The 20,251-nt window shown below is 69.6% G+C and carries 15 protein-coding genes and 1 tRNA gene; 8 read left to right on the top strand and 8 right to left on the bottom strand.

Annotated elements, in window-relative coordinates; translation table 11 throughout:
* Window positions 1–39 precede the first annotated feature (39 nt).
* The 5 genes from ACYVL2_RS08515 (at window position 40) to ACYVL2_RS08535 (ending at window position 7,445) form a co-directional block, all read left to right on the top strand.
* Window positions 40–864 carry a diacylglycerol kinase family protein gene (locus tag ACYVL2_RS08515; protein ID WP_460542191.1) on the top strand — a complete coding sequence of 275 codons (825 nt, stop codon included), beginning with the start codon at window positions 40–42 and terminating at the stop codon, window positions 862–864.
* Between the two features lie 154 nt (window positions 865–1,018).
* Window positions 1,019–2,974: a beta-galactosidase gene (locus tag ACYVL2_RS08520; protein WP_460542194.1), complete on the top strand. Its 1,956-nt coding sequence runs from the start codon at window positions 1,019–1,021 to the stop codon at window positions 2,972–2,974.
* 206 nt (window positions 2,975–3,180) lie between these two features.
* Window positions 3,181–3,918: an SGNH/GDSL hydrolase family protein gene (locus ACYVL2_RS08525; protein ID WP_460542195.1), complete on the top strand. Its 738-nt coding sequence runs from the start codon at window positions 3,181–3,183 to the stop codon at window positions 3,916–3,918.
* Window positions 3,919–4,135: 217 nt separating this feature from the next.
* A complete protein-coding gene (locus ACYVL2_RS08530) occupies window positions 4,136–5,245 on the top strand; it encodes a DUF4253 domain-containing protein (protein WP_460542197.1) in 1,110 nt (369 codons plus the stop codon).
* A 397-nt stretch (window positions 5,246–5,642) separates the two neighbouring features.
* A complete protein-coding gene (locus ACYVL2_RS08535; RefSeq protein ID WP_460542199.1) occupies window positions 5,643–7,445 on the top strand; it encodes an HNH endonuclease signature motif containing protein in 1,803 nt (600 codons plus the stop codon).
* A 286-nt stretch (window positions 7,446–7,731) separates the two neighbouring features.
* On the opposite strand, the gene ACYVL2_RS08540 is transcribed toward ACYVL2_RS08535, so the two are convergent.
* Genes ACYVL2_RS08540 through ACYVL2_RS08555 form a run of 4 tightly spaced genes read right to left on the bottom strand, consistent with a single transcriptional unit; the run spans window position 7,732 to window position 12,763 of the window.
* Complete coding sequence (locus tag ACYVL2_RS08540; protein ID WP_460542201.1) at window positions 7,732–9,600, bottom strand: beta-propeller domain-containing protein; 1,869 nt, start codon at window positions 9,598–9,600, stop codon at window positions 7,732–7,734.
* Window positions 9,601–9,645: 45 nt separating this feature from the next.
* A complete protein-coding gene (locus tag ACYVL2_RS08545) occupies window positions 9,646–10,488 on the bottom strand; it encodes a carbohydrate ABC transporter permease (RefSeq protein ID WP_460542203.1) in 843 nt (280 codons plus the stop codon).
* Entirely contained in the window at window positions 10,488–11,483 is a 996-nt protein-coding gene (locus ACYVL2_RS08550) for a carbohydrate ABC transporter permease (RefSeq protein ID WP_460542205.1), read from the bottom strand. Before ACYVL2_RS08550 ends, ACYVL2_RS08545 begins: the two co-directional genes overlap by 1 nt.
* Window positions 11,480–12,763, bottom strand: a complete 1,284-nt coding sequence (locus ACYVL2_RS08555; protein WP_460542207.1) for a type 2 periplasmic-binding domain-containing protein — start codon at window positions 12,761–12,763, stop codon at window positions 11,480–11,482. Before ACYVL2_RS08555 ends, ACYVL2_RS08550 begins: the two co-directional genes overlap by 4 nt.
* Before the next feature lie 434 nt (window positions 12,764–13,197).
* On the opposite strand from ACYVL2_RS08555, the gene ACYVL2_RS08560 reads away from it, so the two are divergent.
* Window positions 13,198–13,271, top strand: a tRNA-Gly gene (locus ACYVL2_RS08560).
* An 83-nt stretch (window positions 13,272–13,354) separates the two neighbouring features.
* Here ACYVL2_RS08560 and ACYVL2_RS08565 read toward each other — a convergent pair.
* Window positions 13,355–13,831: a GNAT family N-acetyltransferase gene (locus tag ACYVL2_RS08565; protein WP_460542209.1), complete on the bottom strand. Its 477-nt coding sequence runs from the start codon at window positions 13,829–13,831 to the stop codon at window positions 13,355–13,357.
* A gap of 358 nt (window positions 13,832–14,189) precedes the next feature.
* On the opposite strand from ACYVL2_RS08565, the gene ACYVL2_RS08570 reads away from it, so the two are divergent.
* A complete protein-coding gene (locus tag ACYVL2_RS08570) occupies window positions 14,190–15,293 on the top strand; it encodes a PP2C family protein-serine/threonine phosphatase (RefSeq protein WP_460542211.1) in 1,104 nt (367 codons plus the stop codon).
* Here the strand turns inward: ACYVL2_RS08570 and ACYVL2_RS08575 are convergent.
* Window positions 15,272–15,490, bottom strand: coding sequence for a hypothetical protein (locus ACYVL2_RS08575; protein WP_460542213.1), 219 nt, complete (start codon window positions 15,488–15,490; stop codon window positions 15,272–15,274). The two genes, ACYVL2_RS08570 and ACYVL2_RS08575, sit on opposite strands and share 22 nt — an antisense overlap.
* 202 nt (window positions 15,491–15,692) lie before the next feature.
* Here ACYVL2_RS08575 and ACYVL2_RS08580 point away from each other — a divergent pair, with 202 nt between their 5' ends.
* A complete protein-coding gene (locus ACYVL2_RS08580; protein WP_460542215.1) occupies window positions 15,693–17,531 on the top strand; it encodes an acyl-CoA dehydrogenase in 1,839 nt (612 codons plus the stop codon).
* Between the two features lie 51 nt (window positions 17,532–17,582).
* Here ACYVL2_RS08580 and ACYVL2_RS08585 read toward each other — a convergent pair whose 3' ends face one another.
* The gene (locus ACYVL2_RS08585; protein ID WP_460542217.1) at window positions 17,583–19,001 is read right to left on the bottom strand and encodes a serine/threonine-protein kinase; all 1,419 of its coding nucleotides are present in this window, start codon (window positions 18,999–19,001) and stop codon (window positions 17,583–17,585) included.
* Window positions 19,002–19,267: 266 nt separating this feature from the next.
* Entirely contained in the window at window positions 19,268–20,245 is a 978-nt protein-coding gene (locus ACYVL2_RS08590; protein ID WP_460542219.1) for a flagellar basal body-associated FliL family protein, read from the bottom strand.
* Window positions 20,246–20,251 lie beyond the last annotated feature (6 nt).

Consider the following 20,251-nt stretch of genomic DNA (forward strand, 5'->3'; position numbering starts at 1 on the left):
TATGCACCGGGCCTCCAACACACCGTACTGTGGTTCGTCGTGAACGTCGTCGTGCTGACTCTCGTGGAGTCGAACTGCTCCGCCACCGGGCCGCGAACCCAGACGCTGCATCTGATCGATGAGCTCAAGCGGCTCGGCGCCGAGGCGCGCACCGTCGAGGCCGCCTCTCCCAAAGAGATCGACCCGGTCGTGGAAGGACCGGACCCGATCGTCCTCGCGGCCGACAGCGACGAGCAGATCAACGCCGTGCTCGCCCGCATGGTGCGCCGCCTCGCGCCCGCGCCCGGCGAGCGAGGCGACGCTCTGCCGCCCGGCCGCACCGTGCCCGACCTGCCCGCGCTCGCGATCCTGCCGCTGGGGGCCGTGCCCGGCATCGTCGAGCGCTTCGGCCTGCCGCAGCGGCCCGCCGAGGTCGCCGAGGCCGTGGTCGGCGGCACGGTCAAGCGGACCGACCTGATGCGCCACGACGGCGGCGGCGTCTGCGTCGACGGCGTGCGCATCGGCGGCGGCGATCGGCCCTGGCGCGGCGTGGTCAACCTCGACGACGCGGTCCTGGCCGACGGCGGTGAGCAGATCCTCGCCTGCGTGGTCGCCAACGCCGACGGCTACGCCGCGACCGACGACATGGTCCTGGCCGAGCCCGACCCGGCCGACGGCCGCATCGACGTCGCGGTCGCCGTGCCGGTGACCGTCGGGCGGTTCAGAAAGCGGGTGCGCATCGAAGTGCGGCGCGCCCGCGGCCGGGCCGTCGCCGTCCACCCCGACCAGAGCGCGACCTTCGTCTCCGACGGCCTGGTCGACGAACTCAAGCGCAAGCGCACCTGGTGGGTCGAGCCGGGAGCCGCCGGGTGGATGACCCGTTAGCGGCGACCACCGGGGGGTCCGTTGAACGGACGATGGCCGCCCCCTACTTTATATAGGGGTACAAAAATGCAGGTCCGAGGGTTGGATCTAGGTAACCGTTTACCGTAGCCTTGGTGGCGAGCCAACCCGCCCTCTTCAGCAAAGGAGACCCGCCATGGCCATCGTCTACGGCGGCGATTACAACCCCGAACAGTGGCCCCGCGACATATGGGCCGAAGACATGCGCCTGATGCGCGAAGCCGGCGTCAACCGCGTCAGCGTCGGCATCTTCTCCTGGGCCAAACTCGAGCCCGAAGAGGGCCGCTTCGAGTTCGCGTGGTTCGACGAAGTCCTCGACATGCTCCACGCCAACGGCATCGAAGCCTGCCTGGCCACCCCCACCGCCTCCCCGCCGCCCTGGTTCGCCGCCACCTATCCCGAAGCGGTCATCGTCGACGAGACCGGCAGGCGCCTCACCCACGGCTCCCGCCAAGGATTCGACCCCTCCTCCGACGTCTACCTCGCCAAAGCGCTGGCGATCACCGAGCAGGTCGCCCGCCGCTACCACGACCACCCCGCCCTCGAGCTGTGGCACATCCACAACGAATACGGCTGCCACAACGCCCGCTCCTACTCCGAGGCGGCGACCGCCAAGTTCCGCGTCTGGCTGCGCGAACGCTACGGCGACCTCGACGGCCTCAACCAGGCGTGGGGCACCGCGTTCTGGTCCCAGGCATACTCCTCGTGGGACCAGGTCTTCGTGCCGCTGCCGACCCCCACCATCCCCAACCCCGCCCACGTCCTGGACTTCAAGCGCTTCTCCTCCTGGCAGCTCCTCCAGCTCTACCGGGCCGAGACCGAGGTCGTTCGCCGCTACTCCGACAAGCCGACGACCACCAACTTCATGACCGGCTCCCACCCCGACATCGACCTGTGGGAGTTCGCCGAAGCGGTCGACGTCCTCGCCACCGACCACTACCTCGAAGCCCCCTTCGAGCACGTCAACCTCGGCTTCGCCGCCGACTTCGCCCGCTCGCTCGGCCGCGGCCGGCCCTGGATCCTCATGGAGCACTCCACCTCCGCGGTCAACTGGCAGGGCCGCAACCGCGCCAAGGCCCCCCGCGAGATGCTCCGCAACTCCATGGCCCACCTGGCCCGCGGCGCCGACGCCATCATGTTCTTCCAATGGCGCGCCTCCAGGCAGGGCGCCGAGAAATGGCACTCGGGCATGGTCCCGCACTCCGGCACCGACTCCAAGATCTGGCGCGAGGTCTGCGAACTCGGCTCCAGGCTCGCCGAACTCGACGAGCTCGAAGGCTCCACCGTCCGCGCCGACACCGCGATCCTGTGGGACTACCAGAACATGTGGGCGCAGGAGCACGAGGCCAAACCCACCTCCGACCTCCACGTCCAGCGCGTCCTCAACACCTACTACGCCGCCCTGTGGCGCGCCGGGATCACCACCGACGTCGCCCACCCCGAAGGCGACCTGTCGCGCTACAAGCTCGTAGTCGTCCCGGCCCTCTACCTCACCTCCCGCAAGGCCGCCGAGAACCTCAAAGCGTTCGTCCGCGACGGCGGCACCGTCCTCATCACCGCCTACTCCGGCATCGCCGACGAGACCGACACCGTCTACCTCGGCGGCTACCCCGGCGCCTTCCGCGACCTGGTCGGCGTCCGCTCCGAGGAGTTCTACCCGCTCATCGACGAGACCGTCCAGCTCGCCTCCGGCGGCACCGGCCACATCTGGAGCGAGACGGCCGAGACCGTGCCGGTCTACGACTCCGCGGGCGTCGCCGTGGGCGGCGCCGAAGTCCGCGACACCTACGCCGACGGCACCCCGGCCTGGACCGTCAACCGCTTCGGCGACGGCAACGCCCACTACCTGACCACCTTCGTCGACGACGACACCCTCGACCGGGTGATCGCCGCGGCCGCCTCCGACGCGCACGTCGAACCGGTCGCCGACGCTCCCGCCGGCGTCGAGGTCGTCCGCCGCTCGCACGACGACGGACGCTCCTGGCTGTTCTGCGTCAACCACCTGGACACCGACGTCCAGGTCAAGACCGCCGGCGAGACGATCGACGTCCCGGCCGGAGAGGTCGTCGTCCACGCCGAGCACCAGGCCTGACCGCCGGTCCGCGAGCGCCCCGCCGGCCGTTCCGGGGCGCTCGCGGACCGAGGCGGCCGGGCCGCTGTGCTCGCGCTCGCCACTTGATTGAAATCCGATCGTTATCTGGATGAGGCATGCTGGTCAGCACCCGCAAGGGAACAGACCAGAGGTTCGATGCGGATTGAAGGTGGGGAGTGGGAGTGCCCGCGGAGTTCTCGAGTTTCGTGGCAGTCGGCGACAGTTTCACCGAAGGCGTCGGAGACCCCTACCCCGACGGTTCGGGTTTCCGAGGCTGGGCCGACCTCTTCGCCCATCGCGCCGCCGAGTTCTGGCCGGATTTCGCCTACGCCAACCTGGCCGTCCGCGGACGCCTGTTCGACCGCATCGTCGACGAGCAGATCGTCCCGGCCATCAAGCAGAACCCCGACCTGGTCTCCTTCGCCGCGGGCGGCAACGACGCCCTGCGACCCGGCTTCAATCCGACGCAGCTGTCGACCCGCGCCCACGAGGTGGTCCGCCTGCTCAAAGCCTCCGGCGCCGAGGTCATGCTCTTCACCTGCGCCGACGTCTCGTGCCACATCCCGGGCATGCGGATGCTGCGCAAGCGCTTCATCGCCACGAACGACGCCTACCGGCGGGTCGCCGCGCGGCACAAGGCGATCCTCATCGACCTGTGGGGCGACCAGGCCTTCGCCGACCCGCGCCTGTGGGCCGAGGACCGCCTCCACCTCAACGATCACGGCCACCGGCGCGTGGCCGTCAACGTCTGCGAAGCGCTCGGCATCGAACCCGACGAGGACTGGCTCAAGCCGCTTCCCAGCGTCGCCAAGGTCCGCCGCGAGCTGGGCGGCGCGGCCTGGGCCGGCAAGCACTTCGCTCCCTGGATCAGACGCCGCCTCACCGGCAAGTCGAGCGGGGACAGCGTCGAACCCAAACGTCCCAACCTCATGCAGGTGAAATGATGCTCCTTTTCAAACTCGTCGCCGTCCTGGTGATCATCCTGTTCTGCGCATTCTGGTTCGGCATGCTCTTCAAGAAGGGACGCAAACGCTGAGCTCGAACGGCGAACGCTAGAGTGCTACGGCGGGGTGCGTTTGGACTTCGTCACTCGGACAGGGCATCATATATCGGGTGGGACTCCTCCAGCGTCTGTTGGGGCGCCGGGATACGCCTGACTCAGTGCCCGATCCCGCCGCCCAACAGGAACCGACAGCCAAGCCCGAGCCCGAGCAAGCGCCGGAAGAGGCGTCCATCGCGTCCTCCGGTGCCCTCGACGATGCCGCCCCCGAGACACTCCAGACGGAATCTCAGGAGGAGAACGACATCGCGCCCGCCACGCCCGACTCCCCCGCCGGCAGGCCTATGCTCGTGCCGGTGCCCGATCCAGAACCAGACCCCTCGCCGGAACCCGAGCCGGCGCTCGAGACCGAACCCGAGGCCAAGCCGCTGCCGGAGGACATCTTCGTTCCCGAGCGGCCCAAGCGCGAACTGCTGACGCTCGACAAGCCCGAGCCGCCGACGCGGCCGCCCACCACCGGGCGCGACGAGATGATGCCGCGCGAGGAGGACACCGACGCGCTCGACATCGCCGGTTCCCCCCGCGCCGCCCTGCGCGACGCCGGCCTGGCCGTCCCCAAGATGCACCAGCTCGTGCGCCGCCATGACGCGACGATGTGGGCCTTCGGCGTCCGGGCCTCGGAGGCCCTGCACTGGTGGCTGGAGATCCGCCAGGCCGCCGAGAAGACCGGCTGGATGCCCGTGCTTCTCGGCGCCCCGGAGGAGTGGCGCGAAGGAGGCGAGTCGATCGTCCACGAAGGCGACGACGAACTCGCCCGCGCCGAGGGCATCGACGCCGCTCAGCTGCTTCACGACAAGGCCGCCGAAGCCGGAGAGCCGGCCCGCGGCGTCCCGATCCTGCATCGGCGCGGCGACTCGGACTTCGCCACGCCGCAGCAGGACGGGCTGCTCGGCCTGGTCGAGACCGACGCCGGTTGGAAGATCCCGGCCCTGTTCCCCTGGGCCGGTTCGACGAACTGGGAGCTGTACGGCGCCGAGCACGCCGCGATCCTCAGACGCTGGCACCAGCGCTTCGAGATCGAACTGGTGGCGATGACCTACGACGTGCTGGAGCTCTACGTGCCGCACCCGCCGAACTCCGAAGAGGCCCTCAAGGTCGCCGGCGAGGCCTACGCCTACTGCCCCGACCTCCTCGACTCCGGCGTGCCCACACTGGAGGACCTCGCCGACCACATGGTGAAGTCGAAGGCGTGGTACTTCAGGTGGACGTAATTCTGGGGTTGTGCGCTCGCATCGCGTCCGTGTTGTAGGCGGTGCTGCTTCCGATCGTTCTCAGCAACCCTAAGGCATGCGGGCGGTTGGGGTGGGCCTTCGGCTGTCGGGTGGTGGGTGGCCACGGTCTTTTGGCGGCGACAAAAAGGTAGCGGGGGCGGCCGGGGTCGTGTCGTCGTGGCCGGGCCTGGGCCGGGGTTGATGCCGGGCCTGTTCGGAGTGTCGCTCGGCTTTCCGCTTGGGCCGCAGGCGATCCGGGCTCGGAACATGAACGTATCCGCACCCCAAGAGTGATGGCAAACGGCCCCGGGCCTGGGATCATTGAGGTATCGGGCGAACAAGCCACCGGAAACCGGTAGGACGTTCGAACACCGACCACCGCGAGGGGGTGTGGCACATGGCAAGCACGCGAGCATCGGTTCAGGAACGCTCGGTCAAGTCCGAAGCCATCCACACCAGCCTCGACCAGGCCGCCGCCCTGATCAACTCCGTGCACGCCCGGGTGCTGGCCGAGGTGATCGAGGCACAAGCCTGGCGGATCCACCGCGAGATCGACGGGTACTCGGCGGTCCGGGCCTGGCTGGTCGCGAAGTTCGACTTCACCGACAAGACCGCCTCGGACATCGCCGCCATCGCCCGCACCGCAAGGAAGTTCACGCACCTGACCGAGACCGCGGTCTCCGGTGCTGCCCGGATCGACGCGGTCGCCGCCGCCGCACGCCGACTCGAACAAACCAAGGCCCTGCGCGACTACGCCACCACCCCCTATCGGGAGCCGGTGCCCTCCCCGTTCGACCCCGAGGTCCGGTGTGCGTCGCCTGAGGTGTTGATCGGGCAGTACTGCGCGCACACCAGCGTCAAAGCCGTCCACGCCCTCCTCGACGAACTCCAAGCCGCCCTCGACTCCGGCGAAGAACTCTTGGACGGGCTCTCGGAGCAGTCGCTGCAGCGCCTGGACCTGGTCCCGGTCGGAGGCGGCATGTGGGACCTGCGAGCGACCCTCTCATCGGAGACCGGTCAGATGCTCGCCAAAGCCCTGGAGACGGCCGTCCCGCCCCCGCGCCAGGACCAGACCGACCAGCACGACCTCCTGCCCCCGGCCGCCAACCGCCGCGCCGAGGCGTTGCATCAGGTCTTGGCGGTGTACGGGGCCGACCCGAAAGCGCACACCCGCCACGGGCACACCACCGCGCTCCACCTGACGGTCGACATCGAGACCCTGCGCGGCGAGGACACCGGCCGGGTGCCGCTGCTGGAGGGCCAACCGATCAGCCTCGCCAAGGCGCGGTTGTTGGCCTGCGATGCCGGACTCATCGTCCCGGCGGTGTTCGACTACGCCACCGGCGAAGCGGTCGAGCTCGGCCGGGCCGAACGCCTCCCCACCGTCGCGCTGCGCCGCAAACTCGAACTGGAGCAGCCCTGGGGGTGCGCCTGGCAGGGGTGCGACGCGCCCTTGGCGTGGACTGAGGCACACCACCTCCGGCACTGGGCCGATGGGGGTGAGACGGTCGCTGAGAACCTGATCCTGTTGTGCCGGTTCCACCACGGCCGCGTCCACACCCCCGGCTGGACGGTCACCAAAACCGCCCCCGGCCGGGCGTTGATCGTCCACCACAACTGCATCACCACCAGCACCGAGACCCGAAGCGATACCAGGAACGGGAACGGACAGCGGCCGACCGGAACCCACTCGAACGGGAACGGCTGCGGATGCGCTGACTGGCGCACCGCCGAAGACCTCGACGCCGAGTTCGCCGGTGATGCGGCGAACGTGTTCCCGACCGGGCTGTTCCCCGACGAGTGGGGCCCGGCCCTCCGCGAGGAGCTCGACGGCTGGGCCGAGCAGATCAGCCTCGACCAAGACTTGAGAGCCGCACGCGACGCCCGCAGCAGAGCACGAGCACGGTTCAGAAGCGACACCAACGGGCACGCACCGGCACCTCGGCAGGCGAACCAGCCTCACACAACGGACCGGGAACCGCAGGCACCATCACCGGAACCCGAGCCCTACCCGCCACCGGCCCGCGAACACGAGCACACCTCCCGAACGGGACGCGCCTCCACACCAGCACGACCGACCCCAACGGCACCGCCACCGCCTCCGCTGGGGATCAAAGGCGAACGCGCCTCAGCACACGAGCCAATACCCTTTTTAGCTCGCCCGTCGCGGGCGCTGATCCCGCGGCGGGGGACGCGATAGGCATCGCAGCCCGAACCCCACCGAGGGTCCGGGCCTTCCCCCATGCCCGGGGCCCGAATGAGCACCCCGGCCCGGCCACGAACACACCACCCCGGCCAACCCCACTACTTCTTCATCGCCGCCAAGCCACCCAAGCCACCCACCAACCCGCAGGCCGAAGACACGACCCCGGCCACCCTCTCACCCCGTCATCGCAGCCAAAGAGCCCGCGCCACTCACCGGCGGGCAGCCCGGCGACACGACCGTGATCGACTGCCTACCTTGTCGCCGTAGACCACAGCTCGATCTACCAGCCAATCCATTCGGCGGTCTCGTAGTCGCCGCCGAGTTCGCTGGCCATCAGGCCGGCTTGCGAGAGGGTCCACAGCTGATCGCCGATGACGAGGCTGCGGGTGATCATGGCCCGGTACGGCTCTTCGCCGCCGTCCTGCCCGTGGGCGATCCAGGCCAGTTCGGACACCGAGTCGTCGCCGATGTTCAGGACCACCGCGCCGGTCTCGGCGTCGTAGCCGGTCCAGTCCCACACCGGCAGGACCGCGATGCGTTCGGGCTCCCAGTACAGGAATCCGTGCGGGTCCCATTCGGCCTCCGAGCTCGCGCCGCCGCGCTCGTACTGGTCGAGCACGCTCGCCTCGTCGCCGGTGACGTCGAACAAGCTGACTTGGAGCCCGGTCGTGACGCCCTGGTCGGTGGCCTCCTGGCCGACGCCGAGCAGCCGGCCGTCGCCGACGGGGTGGAGGTAGGCCGAGTATCCGGTGATCTTCAGCTCGCCGGTCACGACCGGCGACCGGGGGTCCGACAGGTCGACGGTGTACAGCGGGTCGGTCTGGCGGAAGGTCACCACGTAGCCGGTGTCGCCGATGAACCGGACCGAGTAGATCCGCTCGTCGGGGCCCAGATCGGTGACCGATCCGACCTCGGTCAGGGAGTCCTCGCCGATCCGCAGGACCGTCACGGTCGACTTCGACGGCACCGCCTCGTCGGCGGGTCGCGTGTCCTCGGGGATGCCCCAGCCGAAGTCGTTGTTCTCCGTGGTCGCCGCGCGCAGGTGGCCGTCGTGCTCGCTGAGGGAGTACTGGTTCAGCAGTGTTCCCGGCACGGCCGCCTCGCCTGCCAGTCGCGCCCTGCCGCCGTCGAAGACGAACCGGTACAGCTCGGTCTCGGCCTCGGCGTCCTCGGCCCCCCAGTGGTAGTCGTTGTGCGCCAGGTAGAGACTGTCGCGGGTGCCGTGGACGGTCCCGCCGTCGGCGATCACCGTGGTCGGGTCCACATCCGTCCACGCCCCGTCGACCGGCAGGGCCAGCACCGACACGGTGCTGCCGCCTTCGAAACGGTCGGGGTGCGCGATGTCGCCGCAGTCGGTCTCGACCGCCGAGCCGTTGACGTCGAAGCCGGGCAGCCAGTCGTCGATCTCGGTCTGGCGCACGGCCCGGCGCAGGGATGCGGCGTCGCCGTCGTAGAACTCCTCCCACAGCGGCTGGAGGTGCGGCGCGGACGTCACCGCCAGCCGCACTTCGCCGTCGACCATCCGGGCGTCCAGCATGGAGCCCTCTGCGGTGAACACGTCGTGCCGCTCCAGGGTCCGCGGGTCGAGCCGCTCGAGGACGAACTCGGTGCGGTACTCCTGCCCGTCGGCGCGGTCGCGGCTGTACATGACCAGGAGTTCGTCGTCGCCGAGGAACAGCCGGTGTCCCCAGCTCTCCCAGCCGTACTCGTGCTCGGCGACCACGGCCGCCGCGTCCGCGTCGACGACGCGGACGACGGTCTCGGTGGCGGTGTAGACGTACTGGCCGTCGGTCTTGACGATGTCGGGCTCGTCGACGCCGGCGACGGCGTTGTTGGTCTCGGAGTGGGCGGTCGAGGAGGCGTCGCCGGCTCCGGCCGCCTCATCGCTCTCAGCGGAGACGGCGCCGTCCTCCTGTGCCGCTTCGAGGCGGTCGACGCCCCAGGAGCGGCTGTGCCGCATCGCGGTCATCGTGGACAGGGCCGACTGCTGGATGCCCTCCAGGGCCTCCTCACAGGAGTCGTAGGAGGCGAGCTGGGCCGAAGCGGGGATCCACTCCACCGGCGGGTCGATCGTGACGTCGGGCTGAGAGGTGCACGCGCCGGCGGCGAAAACGGCCGCGGCGCCGAGAGGTGCGATTCTCGATCTCATGCACCTCCGACGCCGCGGCGGGTGATCCGGTTCCTTCCGAAGGCATCAGCCCTTCGTGCTGCCGGCCGTCAGGCCGCTGATCAGGTGGCGTTCGGCGAACGCGTAGAAGATCAGCGCCGGCAGCATCGCCAGCATGACGAACGCCAATACCCTCGCCGTGTCGGAGGCGTACTGGCCCGAGAACTGCGTGACGCCGATCGGCAGCGTCCACAGGTTCGTATCCGTCAGCACCACCAGTGGCAGCAGGTAGTTGTTCCAACTGGCCACCAGCGCCAGCACCGACACCGTCGCCAGCACCGGGCGCGCCATCGGCAGCAGGATGGTCAGGAAGAACCGCCACGGGCTCGCGCCGTCGATCACCGCGGCCTCTTCGATCTCGCCGGGGATGGCGCGGAAGAAGCTCCGGAGGATGATGATCGTCAGCGGCAGCCCGAACGCCGCCTGCGGGAGGATGACGCCCAGCGGGTTGTTCAGCAGGCCCATCGTCCGCAGGATGATGAACAGCGGCAGCACGGCCACCGGGAACGGGAACATCATCCCGACCGCGAACAGCATGAACAGGGCCTCGCGGCCGCGGAAGGCGTAGCGTGCGAACACGAACGCCACCATCGCGGCGGCACCGACCACCAGGAACGTGGTGACCAGCGCGATGCCGACCGAGTTGAACAGCTGCCGCCAGAACGTGTCGGCCGCCAGCACGTCGGTGTAGTTCTCGACGTTCCACGGGTTCGGCAGGCCCAGGGAGTTCTCGCGCAGCTGCGCGTTGTCCTTGAAACCGCCCAGCAGCGCGAACATGATCGGCGTGGCCACGAATGCCAGCGTGAGGAACGCGGCGATGTAGAAGCCGGTGTTGCGCAGCATGTTGGACCGCACGGTGTTGACGCTCATCAGCGGCCTCCGTTCGTGTCCGGGCCGGTCAGGCCGCCTGCCAGGTCGCGCCGCAGCACGAGCCGCTGGTAGAACAGCGCGAATATGAAGCTGATCAGGAACATGGCGATCGACAGGGCCGAGGCGTAACCGATCTGGTTGCGCTGGAAGCCCTGCTCGTACATGGTGATGGCCAAGGTCTCCGAGGCGTGGAACGGTCCGCCGCCGGTCAGGACGAACACCAGGTCGAACAGCTGAACCACCCCGATGATGGACAGGAAGATCGTGATCCTCACGGTCGGGCCCATCAGCGGCAGGGTGATACGGCGGAACATCTGTCCCCCGGTGGCGCCGTCGATGGCGGCGGCCTCGTAGAGCTCGTCGGGAATGTTCTGGCGGCCGGCCAAGTACAGGATCATGTGGAAGCCGAAGAACTTCCACGTCAGTACGCCGAACACCACGAACAGGACGATGGATCGGTCCGAGAGCCAGCCGATGTCGGATTCGATGCCGAGCGAGGCCAGCAGCGAATCGGCGAAGCCTCGGCGCTCGGAGAAGATCAGCCGGAACAGGACCGCGGTGACCGCTTCGGTCAGCACGTAGGGCACGAAGAACAGCAGCCGGAAGATCGTGCGTCCCGGGAACTTCTGGTGCAGCAGCATCGCCAGTCCGAAGGCCAGCGGCAGCTGGATCACCAGGGACAGCAGGATGAACACGGCGAGATGCCACAGGTCGCCGAGGAACACCTTGTCGGCGAGCAGGTTGCGGAAGTTCTCCAGGCCGATGAAGTCGCTCGGCGGACCGCCGAGGCCGTTCCACCGGAAGAAGCCCACATAGGCCGCGAAGAGGACCGGTGTGAGCACGAACAGAACGAATAGGACCAGTCCCGGGGCGAGGAACGCGGCTATGGTCCCGGCGCCGGGGCGCCCGGCCACCCGGCGGCGGGGATTGCCCCCGCCTCGGGTGACCGGGCGCCCCTCGGCCGAAGCCGAGTCAGGCGTCTGGGTGACGGTCACGCCTCGGCCGCCCACGCATCATTGATCATCGTGACCATCTCCTCAGGCGAGATCTGCCCCAAGATCACGCCCTCGGTGGCCTCGTTGATGACGCCGCCGATGGCCGGCGGGTATGCCTGGTCGAGGTACAGCTGGGTACCGGTGGCCACGCCCAGCGCGTCGACGACGGCCTTGGTGTTGGCGTCCATCTCCGGCACCACGGCCTCCGGGTTCGCCGCGACGGTGGTGAAGCCGCCGTCGGCGACCTCACGGGCCTGGTTCTCCTCCGACAGCAGGTGGCAGACGAAGTCGAAGATCTCCTCGGGGGCGTCCTTGCCGACCGCGAAGCCGTTGCCGCCGGCGAGGTACTCGGTGATGGCGCCCTGGCCGCCTTCGACCTCGGGGAACGGGAAGAAGCCGAGCGCGTCGCCCAGGCCGTCGGTGCCCGAGGCGTCCGCCTGGACGGTCGGGGCCCACTGGCCCATGAGCTCCATGCCGGTCAGGCCCTCGCCCATGTGGGCGGCCTGGCCGTCGGCCTCACCGTAGGTGGCGGACTCGAAGCCGGGCTGGAAGGGCTCCATGGCGGACAGCTCGGCGAGCTTCTCGCCGGCCTCGACGAAGCCTTCGGCGGAGAAGTCGCCGGCCTCGGCCGCGGCCTCCATGCCGTCGAGGCCCACGATGCGCATCGACAGGTAGGTCCAGTAGAAGTGGCCCGGCCACTGGTCGGCGCCGGCGAGCGCGAGCGGGGCGACGCCGGAGTCCTTCAGTGCCTCGACGGCGTCGAGGAACTCGCTCCACGTCGCGGGCGGCTGCTCGATGCCGGCGTCGGCGAAGAGGTCCTTGTTGTACCAGAAGCCGACCACGCCGGCGTCGAACGGAACGCCGTAGAGCTTGCCGTCGACGGTGTACGGCTCGAGCGTGATCGGGTTGATGTTGTCGATGCAGGCGTCGAGCTTGCCGGTGAGGTCTTGGACCAGTCCGGCCTCGACCTGCTCGGCGAGCACGCCGCCGCCCCAGGTCTGGAAGAGGTCGGGAACGTCACCGGACTGCGTCGCGGTGCCCATGCGGTCCTTGAACGCCTGGTTCTCGATGGCCTGGATCTCGAACGTCTGGCCCGATTCCTCGGCCCACTCGTCGGCCAGTTCCTCCCAGGTCGTCATCATCGGGTCCTGGTTCTGGATGTGCCACCAGACGATGTCGTCGTCCGAGCCGGATTCGCCGCCGCAGGCGGCTGTCGCCGCCAGCGCGGCGACGGCTCCGGCCGCGGTGAGCGCGCGGAGCCTGTTAAGGGGTTTGCGCATCGGAGCATTTTCCTTTCGAGGGATGAGGGTTTGGTCACCGACGCCCGTTCCGGGACCCGCGAGGGCAGGATCACTGAAACTTTCGGAACAAGTATCGGTAATTTTCGATGACGTCATAGTACCTATGCCGAGACGGCTTGTGAAGAGGGTCTCCCTTCACTTGCAACTGGGAAATTTCCGCAGCTCTCGGTGCCGGGGGCAGCAGGCCCGAAACCGCCCAGAAGTGCCCATCGTCACAGTACGCCTTCCGGAACTATCGACCTCGGCAGGCTTCGGCCGCGCACGGGGAGGGGGGACGGCGTCGATGCGGTAACGGAGAGGAAAAGAGGTGCGGCCGGGCCCGCGTCGGGGGCCGTTGGGCGGCGGAAGGCGGCGTAATATACTTGGAGCCGCCTGTGTGGGCGCGCCGGGGCGTTTCGGCGAATGCACAGCGCGCGGATGTAGTTCAATGGTAGAACTTCAGCTTCCCAAGCTGATAACGCGGGTTCGATTCCCGTCATCCGCTCCAGTACGACAACGCACGTCAGCGCCGGTCTCTCTTCAGTCCTCGAAGGACCGGCTTCGCTGTTCTCTGTGGATCTTTCGGTCGCTTCAGCCGCGCTCGCTGCGCAGCTCCTTGCCCAGGTGGAGGGAGCCTTCGGCGCAGGCGTAGTAGCCGAAGGGCTCCACCGGCGCGTATCCGAGCGAGCCGTACATCGCGATCGCCTCGGGCTGGCGCGGGCCGGTCTCCAGGACGATGCGCTTGCGCCCCGCTTCGGCCGCCGACGACTCGACGGCGGCGACGAGGAGTTTGGCCAGGCCCCTGCGTCGGTATCCTTCGCGCACGTAGATGCGTTTCATTTCGGCGTCGTGATGCTCGTGCGTCCGCCATCCGCCGCAGCCGGCGGCCTCGCCTTCGGAGTCGAAGGCCACGAAGAAGTCGCCGCGCGGTGGATCGAAGTCGTCCTGGTCTATCGGCGTCTGGTCGCCCTCGCCTTCGTACCGGTGCACGTACTCGGCTTGGATCTCGGCGCAGAGTGCCTGCGCGACAGGGCTGGCGAAGGGGGTTCTCACGACCTTGAACTGCACGTTCCCACTCTGGCACAGTGCCCGCTCGGCGGCAACGGCGTTGTGCGCGCCGCCGCTGACGCGTCCGCGCCGCCGATACCGGCCGAACGGATGAGGTGGAATCGTCCCTTTCGGCGGCCGTGGCCGACCGAACGCACAGACCTCGCATTTCTCGGCATCGGGGCCTCGGCCACGGCGGGAGTCGACTCCGCGACCATTACGATCTTCACATCGGCGGTCGTCGGACCCAGCTGCGGCGATCCCGAAGGGCCCGGATCATCAGCAGGCGCGGCATTCCGCCCCTCTGCCGTGCTCCGCGGGGCGGGTGAGAGCCCACCGGCCCCGACGACCGTTCGGTGGGAAGGAGGCGAACACTGAGATGCGCACCACGACGCAACGGGCATCCCGCGCCGGGCGCACCCGGCAGTGGAGCGGCTGGTCCTCCCCGTCGGTCCGCTCGGTGTTCACCGCCGCCTTCGTGACCATGGTCGTCCTGGTGGGCCTGCAGCTGGCGCTCCAGGGCCAGTCGGACGCGGTCCCGTGGCTGGCGCTGCCGCCGCTGGTGGCCTCGGCGTTCCTCACCTGGCGCTGGGTCGCGGTCGTCGGTCTGGTGAGCCTGGCCAGTTCGATGGTCTACCTGTGGATCCTCTACGGCTTCGACCTCGGTGCCGCGCTGCGGCACACGGTCGATTTCGTGGTCGTGATCGGGGCGATCATCATCTCGATCACCGTGTCGGTGGTGCGCGAGCGCGACGACGACCGGCTGCGTCGACTGACGCAGTTGGCCGCGGTGGTGCAGCAGGCGATCCTGCGGCCGATCGACTCGCGGCTGGGGCCGTTCGACATCGCCGCGCGCTACGTCTCGGCCCGCTCGGGCGCCGAGATCGGCGGCGACCTGTACGAGGCGCTCGAGACCGGCTACGGGGTGCGGATCATCATCGGCGACGTCCGCGGCAAGGGTCTGGACGCGGTCCGGCTGTCCTCGACGGTGCTCGGCTCGTTCCGGCACGTCGCCTTCGAGCGGTCGGATCAGCGGCGCATGGTCAGCGACCTCGACCACGCGGTGGCCCGCAACGCCGATGAAGAGGACTTCGTGACCGCGATCCTGCTGCAGGAGCGCGGCGGGACGCTGGAGATCGTCAACTGCGGGCATCCGCCGCCGATGCTGGTGCGCGACGGCGTGGCCTCGTATCTGGAGCCGCAGTCGATGGCCCCGCCGCTGGGCCTGGGCCCCTCGGCGCAGGAGCTGACGGTGCGGCTGCAGCCGGGCGACCGGATCTTCCTGTACACCGACGGGCTGGCCGAGGCGCGGCAGGACGGCGAGTTCTTCCCGATCCGGGAGCGGGCGTGGAGCCTGATCGGGCACGGGCACGTCGGCGACGGCCTGGCGTCGCTGGAGACGGCGCTGCGCCGCTGGGTCGGCGGCCCGCTGACCGATGACATCGCGCTGCTGCTGCTGGACTACCGGCCGGAGACGGACTGACCGCTCTGGTCGGGGACCGGCGTCCTCGTGCGGAAGGCGCTGGCCAGGCGCGGCCGGGTGCGGCGGTGGCGGCCGATGTAGGTGGGTCGGGTGCGGGAGGTGATGCGGTCGGTGACGGTGCGGATCATGTGGGGCTCCTGGAGGACACGGCGGGAGAACGGGCGGGAGTCGCACAGACGGTCTGTTGCCTGGTTCAACGAGACTCGTCGTCGCCGGTTACGGCGGCAAGGCGAAAATTACCCGCCGCCTCCGACAATCCGGGCCGATGGCGGCCGAGGCGGCCACCGCGCGGTGGAATTCTCGAATCGGCTGGTCGAGGCGAGGACGTCGCGGGATGCTTGAGGTGCCTACCGGCGAGTAATATGATGGTGGTTACCACCAAGTAATGGAGGACCCGCAATGACGCACTTCCGCCACAACCTTCGGGACCTGGAGTTCAACCTCTTCGAGGTCTTCGGAGCCGACAAGATCCTCGACCACCGGGCGTTCGGCGACCTCGACATCGAGACCGCGCGCGACGTCCTCGGCGAGCTCGCGCGCCTGTCCGAGGAGGAGCTCGCCGCCAGCTTCGTCGAAGGCGACCGCAACCCGCCGGTCTACGACACCGCGACGCAGACGGTGACGCTCCCGGAGGCCTTCAAGAAGTCCTACCGGGCGTTCATGGACGCCGAGTACTGGCGCCTGGACCTGCCCGAGGTGCTCGGCGGCACCGTCGCCCCCCGCATGCTCTGGTGGTCGATGGCCGAGCTCGTGCTGGGCGCCAACCCGGCGCTGTGGATGTACGCCGCGGGTCCCTCCTTCGCCCACAGCCTGTTCATCGAAGGCACCGAGGAACAGCAGGAGTGGGCCAAGCTCTTCATCGAGAAGCAGTGGGGCGCGACCATGGTCCTCACCGAACCCGACGCCGGCTCCGACGTCGGCGCCGGCCGCGCCAAGGCCTACAAGCAACCCGACGGCTCCTGGCACATCGAGGGCGTCAAGCGGTTCATCACCAGCGGCGAGAACGACCTGTCGGACAACATCATCCACTACGTGCTCGCCCGCCCGGTCGGCGAAGAGGGCGTCGGCGGCCCCGGCACCAAGGGCCTGAGCCTGTTCATCGTGCCGAAGTACCACTTCGATCCCGAGACCGGCGAACTCGGCGAGCGCAACGGCGTGGTCGCCACCAACATCGAGCACAAGATGGGTCTGAAGGTCTCGGCGACCGCCGAGCTGACCTTCGGCGAGAAGACCCCCGCGAAGGGCTGGCTGCTCGGCGGCCGGCACGAGGGCATCCGCCAGATGTTCCTCATCATCGAGTACGCGCGCATGATGGTCGGCACCAAGGCCATCGCGACGCTCTCGACCGGCTACCTCAACGCGCTCGACTACGCCAAGAGCCGCGTCCAGGGCCCGGACCTGCTGCAGGCGAGCGACAAGGCCTCGCCGCGGGTGCCGATCATCAAGCACCCGGACGTGCGCCGGTCCCTGATGATGCAGAAGAGCTACGCCGAGGGCCTGCGCGCCCTGGTCTCCTACACCGCCTCCTGGCAGGACAGGACCTACCTGGCCCAGACCGACGGCGACGAGGAGGCCGCCGAGGCCGCCAAGCGCGTCAACGACCTCCTGCTGCCGCTGGTCAAGGGCTGCGGGTCGGAGCGGGCCTTCGAGCTGCTCGGCTCCGAGTCGCTCCAGACGTTCGGCGGCTCGGGCTACCTCCAGGACTACCCGATCGAGCAGTACCTGCGCGACGCCAAGATCGACAGCCTCTACGAGGGCACCACCGCCATCCAGAGCCTGGACTTCCTGTTCCGCAAGATCATCAAGGACAACGGCGAGGCGCTCATGTCCGTCGCCGGCGAGATCATGGCCACCACCGAGGAGGGCCACGCGGAACTGGCCGACGTCCGCGCCCGCGTCCAGCGGGCCCTCGGCGACGTCCAGGGCATCCTCGAGGCCCTGCAGCCGGCGCTGACCGGCCCGATGGAGGGGCGTCCGCGCGACCTGTACAAGGCCGGGCTCCACTCGCGGCGTCTGCTGCTGGCCGTCGGCGACCTCGTGGTCGGCTGGCTGCTGCTGCGCCAGGCCGAGGTCGCCCAGGCCAAGCTCGACGGCGGGTCCGACGACGACTTCTACCGCGGCAAGGTCGCGGTCGCGAAGTTCTTCTCCCGCGAGGTCCTGCCGCGCCTGACCGCCGACCGCAAGATCGTCGAGGCCGCCGACCTGACGGTCATGGACGTGCCCGACGAGGCGTTCTAGCCGGTCGAGCCGTCCGAACCCGGTCCGCCGCGGCGGACCGGGTTCGTCGTCTCACGGGCAGTCGCGAAGCCCGTAGTAGTTGATCCTGACGGCCTCGTCGAAGCCGACGGTCTCGCCGCCGTCGGGATGCTGAGAGACGATCGAGCACCCTTCGGTGGAGGCCCCGGAGCCGGGCAGGAGCGTGGACCGGATCCTCACGTCGGTCCAGCCCAGCGCGTTGAGGCGGTCCCGCGCCTCGGCCGCGTCCATGCCGACGACGTCGGGCAGGTCGCCGTCGGTCGCCGGCTCGGGGCTCGAGGAGGCATCGCCGCTCGGCGACGGGGGAGCCGGGCGCGGCCGCTCGGTCGCCGCCTCGCCGGTCGGCTCGTCGTCGGCCGCCGCCGTGGTCGTCGTCGACGGCGACGGGGTGGTGGCCGCGGACCGCTGATCGGCGTTCGCGGTCTCGGTCGCCGCGGCGAGGCCGCCCTCGCCCGGCTCGGAGTCGGCCTGCGCCGGCGCCCAGGGCCGCCAGATCGACACGGCGCCGACCACGGTGAACGCCAGGAGCGCCGCGATCAGGGCCACCAGGAACCGCCGCCGCCTGCCGTCGTCGGCCTCGCTCGACGGTCCGACCTGCACGGGACCGGTCGCCTCCGCGGGGCCGCCGAGGTCCCCGGTCTCGGCCACGGCCCGGCAGGCCGCGGCGAGCTCCGCTCCGGACCCGAAGCGTTCGGTCGGGTTCTTCCGCATGCACCGCATGACGATGTCGGACACCGCCGGCGGAACGTCGCCCGGCAGCGGCGGGGGATCCTCGTAGAGGTGCCGGTGGATGACGCCGCGTGGATCGTCGCTGGTGAACGGCGGCGCCCCGGTGAGGCACTCGTAGGCGACCGCGCCGAGCGAATAGAAGTCGGCCGCGCCGCGCACCTCCCGGCCGCTGAGCTGCTCGGGCGAGACGTACGAGAGCGTCCCCAGTATGCCTTTGGGCGAGGTCAGCCGCGCTTCGCTGTCGATCAAGGAGATCCCGAAGTCGACCACGCGGAGCCCGCCGCCGGATTCGACCAGCAGGTTGCCGGGCTTGATGTCGCGGTGGACCACGCCGCTGCGGTGGGCGATGTCGAGCGCCTCGGCGGTCGCGGCCACGTACCGCAGCGTCCGGCGGGGCGACAGGCGGCCGTGCTCGGCCAGCACGGCCGTCAGCGGTCGGCCCTCGACGAGCTCCATGACGATGTAGCGCATCGGCGTTGTCCCCACCTCGCCGTAGTCGTACACCTCCACCAGGCCCGGCCCCCGCAGACTCGCGAGGATCTTGGCCTCCCTGGCGAACCGGTCGCCCGTCCGCAGCGCCTCATCAGGTCCCCTGTGGAGCATCTTGACGGCGACCGGGCGCTCGAGCACCTCGTCGAAACCTCGCCACACCTCGCCCATGCCTCCCGAGGCGATGTGCCGGTCGAGTCGGTAGCGCCCGGCGACGGGCGTTCCAAAGTCCACGAAGTCTCCTTGAGCGTGCTGTCGGCGTCCAACGCGGCGACGGACCATCGCACCGCGCACCGAAGGGCACACCAAGGCTACCGACGGACCACTCGGGAACCGGCCCGCGGACGCGACTCGCGGAGGTGACGGAGGCAATGGCGAGCAGGGCTTTCACTCGCCGGAGCGACGGAGCGTTCTCCACCGCGCCCGCACGGTTCACCCGGTCGTGGCCCGACACCGCGACCGCACCGCACGCGCGAGCCGAACCGCTCCCGGCCCGCGGGTCAGGCCGTCTCGTCCTCGAACGTCGTGGCCAGCAGCGCGTCGACCGCGGCCTGGCGGAAGTCGGTGCCCGACTCCGGCACACTGGCGATCCCGATGAACCCGTTCGCGCCGTCGACGTCGACCAGCATGATCGCCACATCCTCGTACAGGTCCTCGGTGTTCGGACTCGACGTCCACGACACCCGCGTCTCGGCCAGCACCGCCGGACGACCGTCGACCTCCGCCTCGGTGAACTCGGTCTCCGAGACCTCCATGTCCTCGGTGCTGTCGAACGCGCCGCTCAGCGTCCACGCCTCCATCGCCGAGGCCGCACTGCCCTCCAGATCGCCCGGGTCGTAGTCGACATACAGCGTGCTCACCAACCCGACCTCCAGGTAGGAGATCCAGTTCTCGGTGTGCTGCACGTGAATCGAATGGGCGTCGTCGCTCAGCGCGCCGAGCCCGCCCGGACCGGTCGAAGGCGCCCAGTCCCCGCTCTCCGGCAGCGGCGTCCTCGCGCCCAGCGACGCCACCGTCAACGCGTCGCCGTCCGGCGCCGGAGCCTCCTGCGACGACTCTCCATCGCCGGTCGGCTCCTCGGCGTCCTCGCTCGGCGCCGCCTCCGAAGCCGTGTCGTCCCCGGCCGTGGTCCGACCCTCCTCGGAATCACCGAGCAGCAGATACCCGGCGACGCCGCCGCCGATCATCAGCACCAGCACCACGACGATGAGGATCGCGGTGCCCGCACCGCCCTTGCTGGTCGGCTGCACCGGCGGAGGCCCGTACTGCCCGTACGGGTCCGCATAGCCCGGCTGCGGCTGATAACCGGGCTGCGGCTGATAGGGATAGGCCGGCTGCGCCATGTCCGGCTGCGTGTACTGCGGCTGCTGCCGGCCGTACTCGGGCCCGGCCTGGCCGGGGACGTAACCGGGCGGCTGCGAGCCGGGCTGCGGCTGAAAATTCGGGTCGCCGGGCGAGCCTTGCTGGGGGTAGGTCATGACACG

The organism is Glycomyces halotolerans (genome assembly GCF_054779575.1).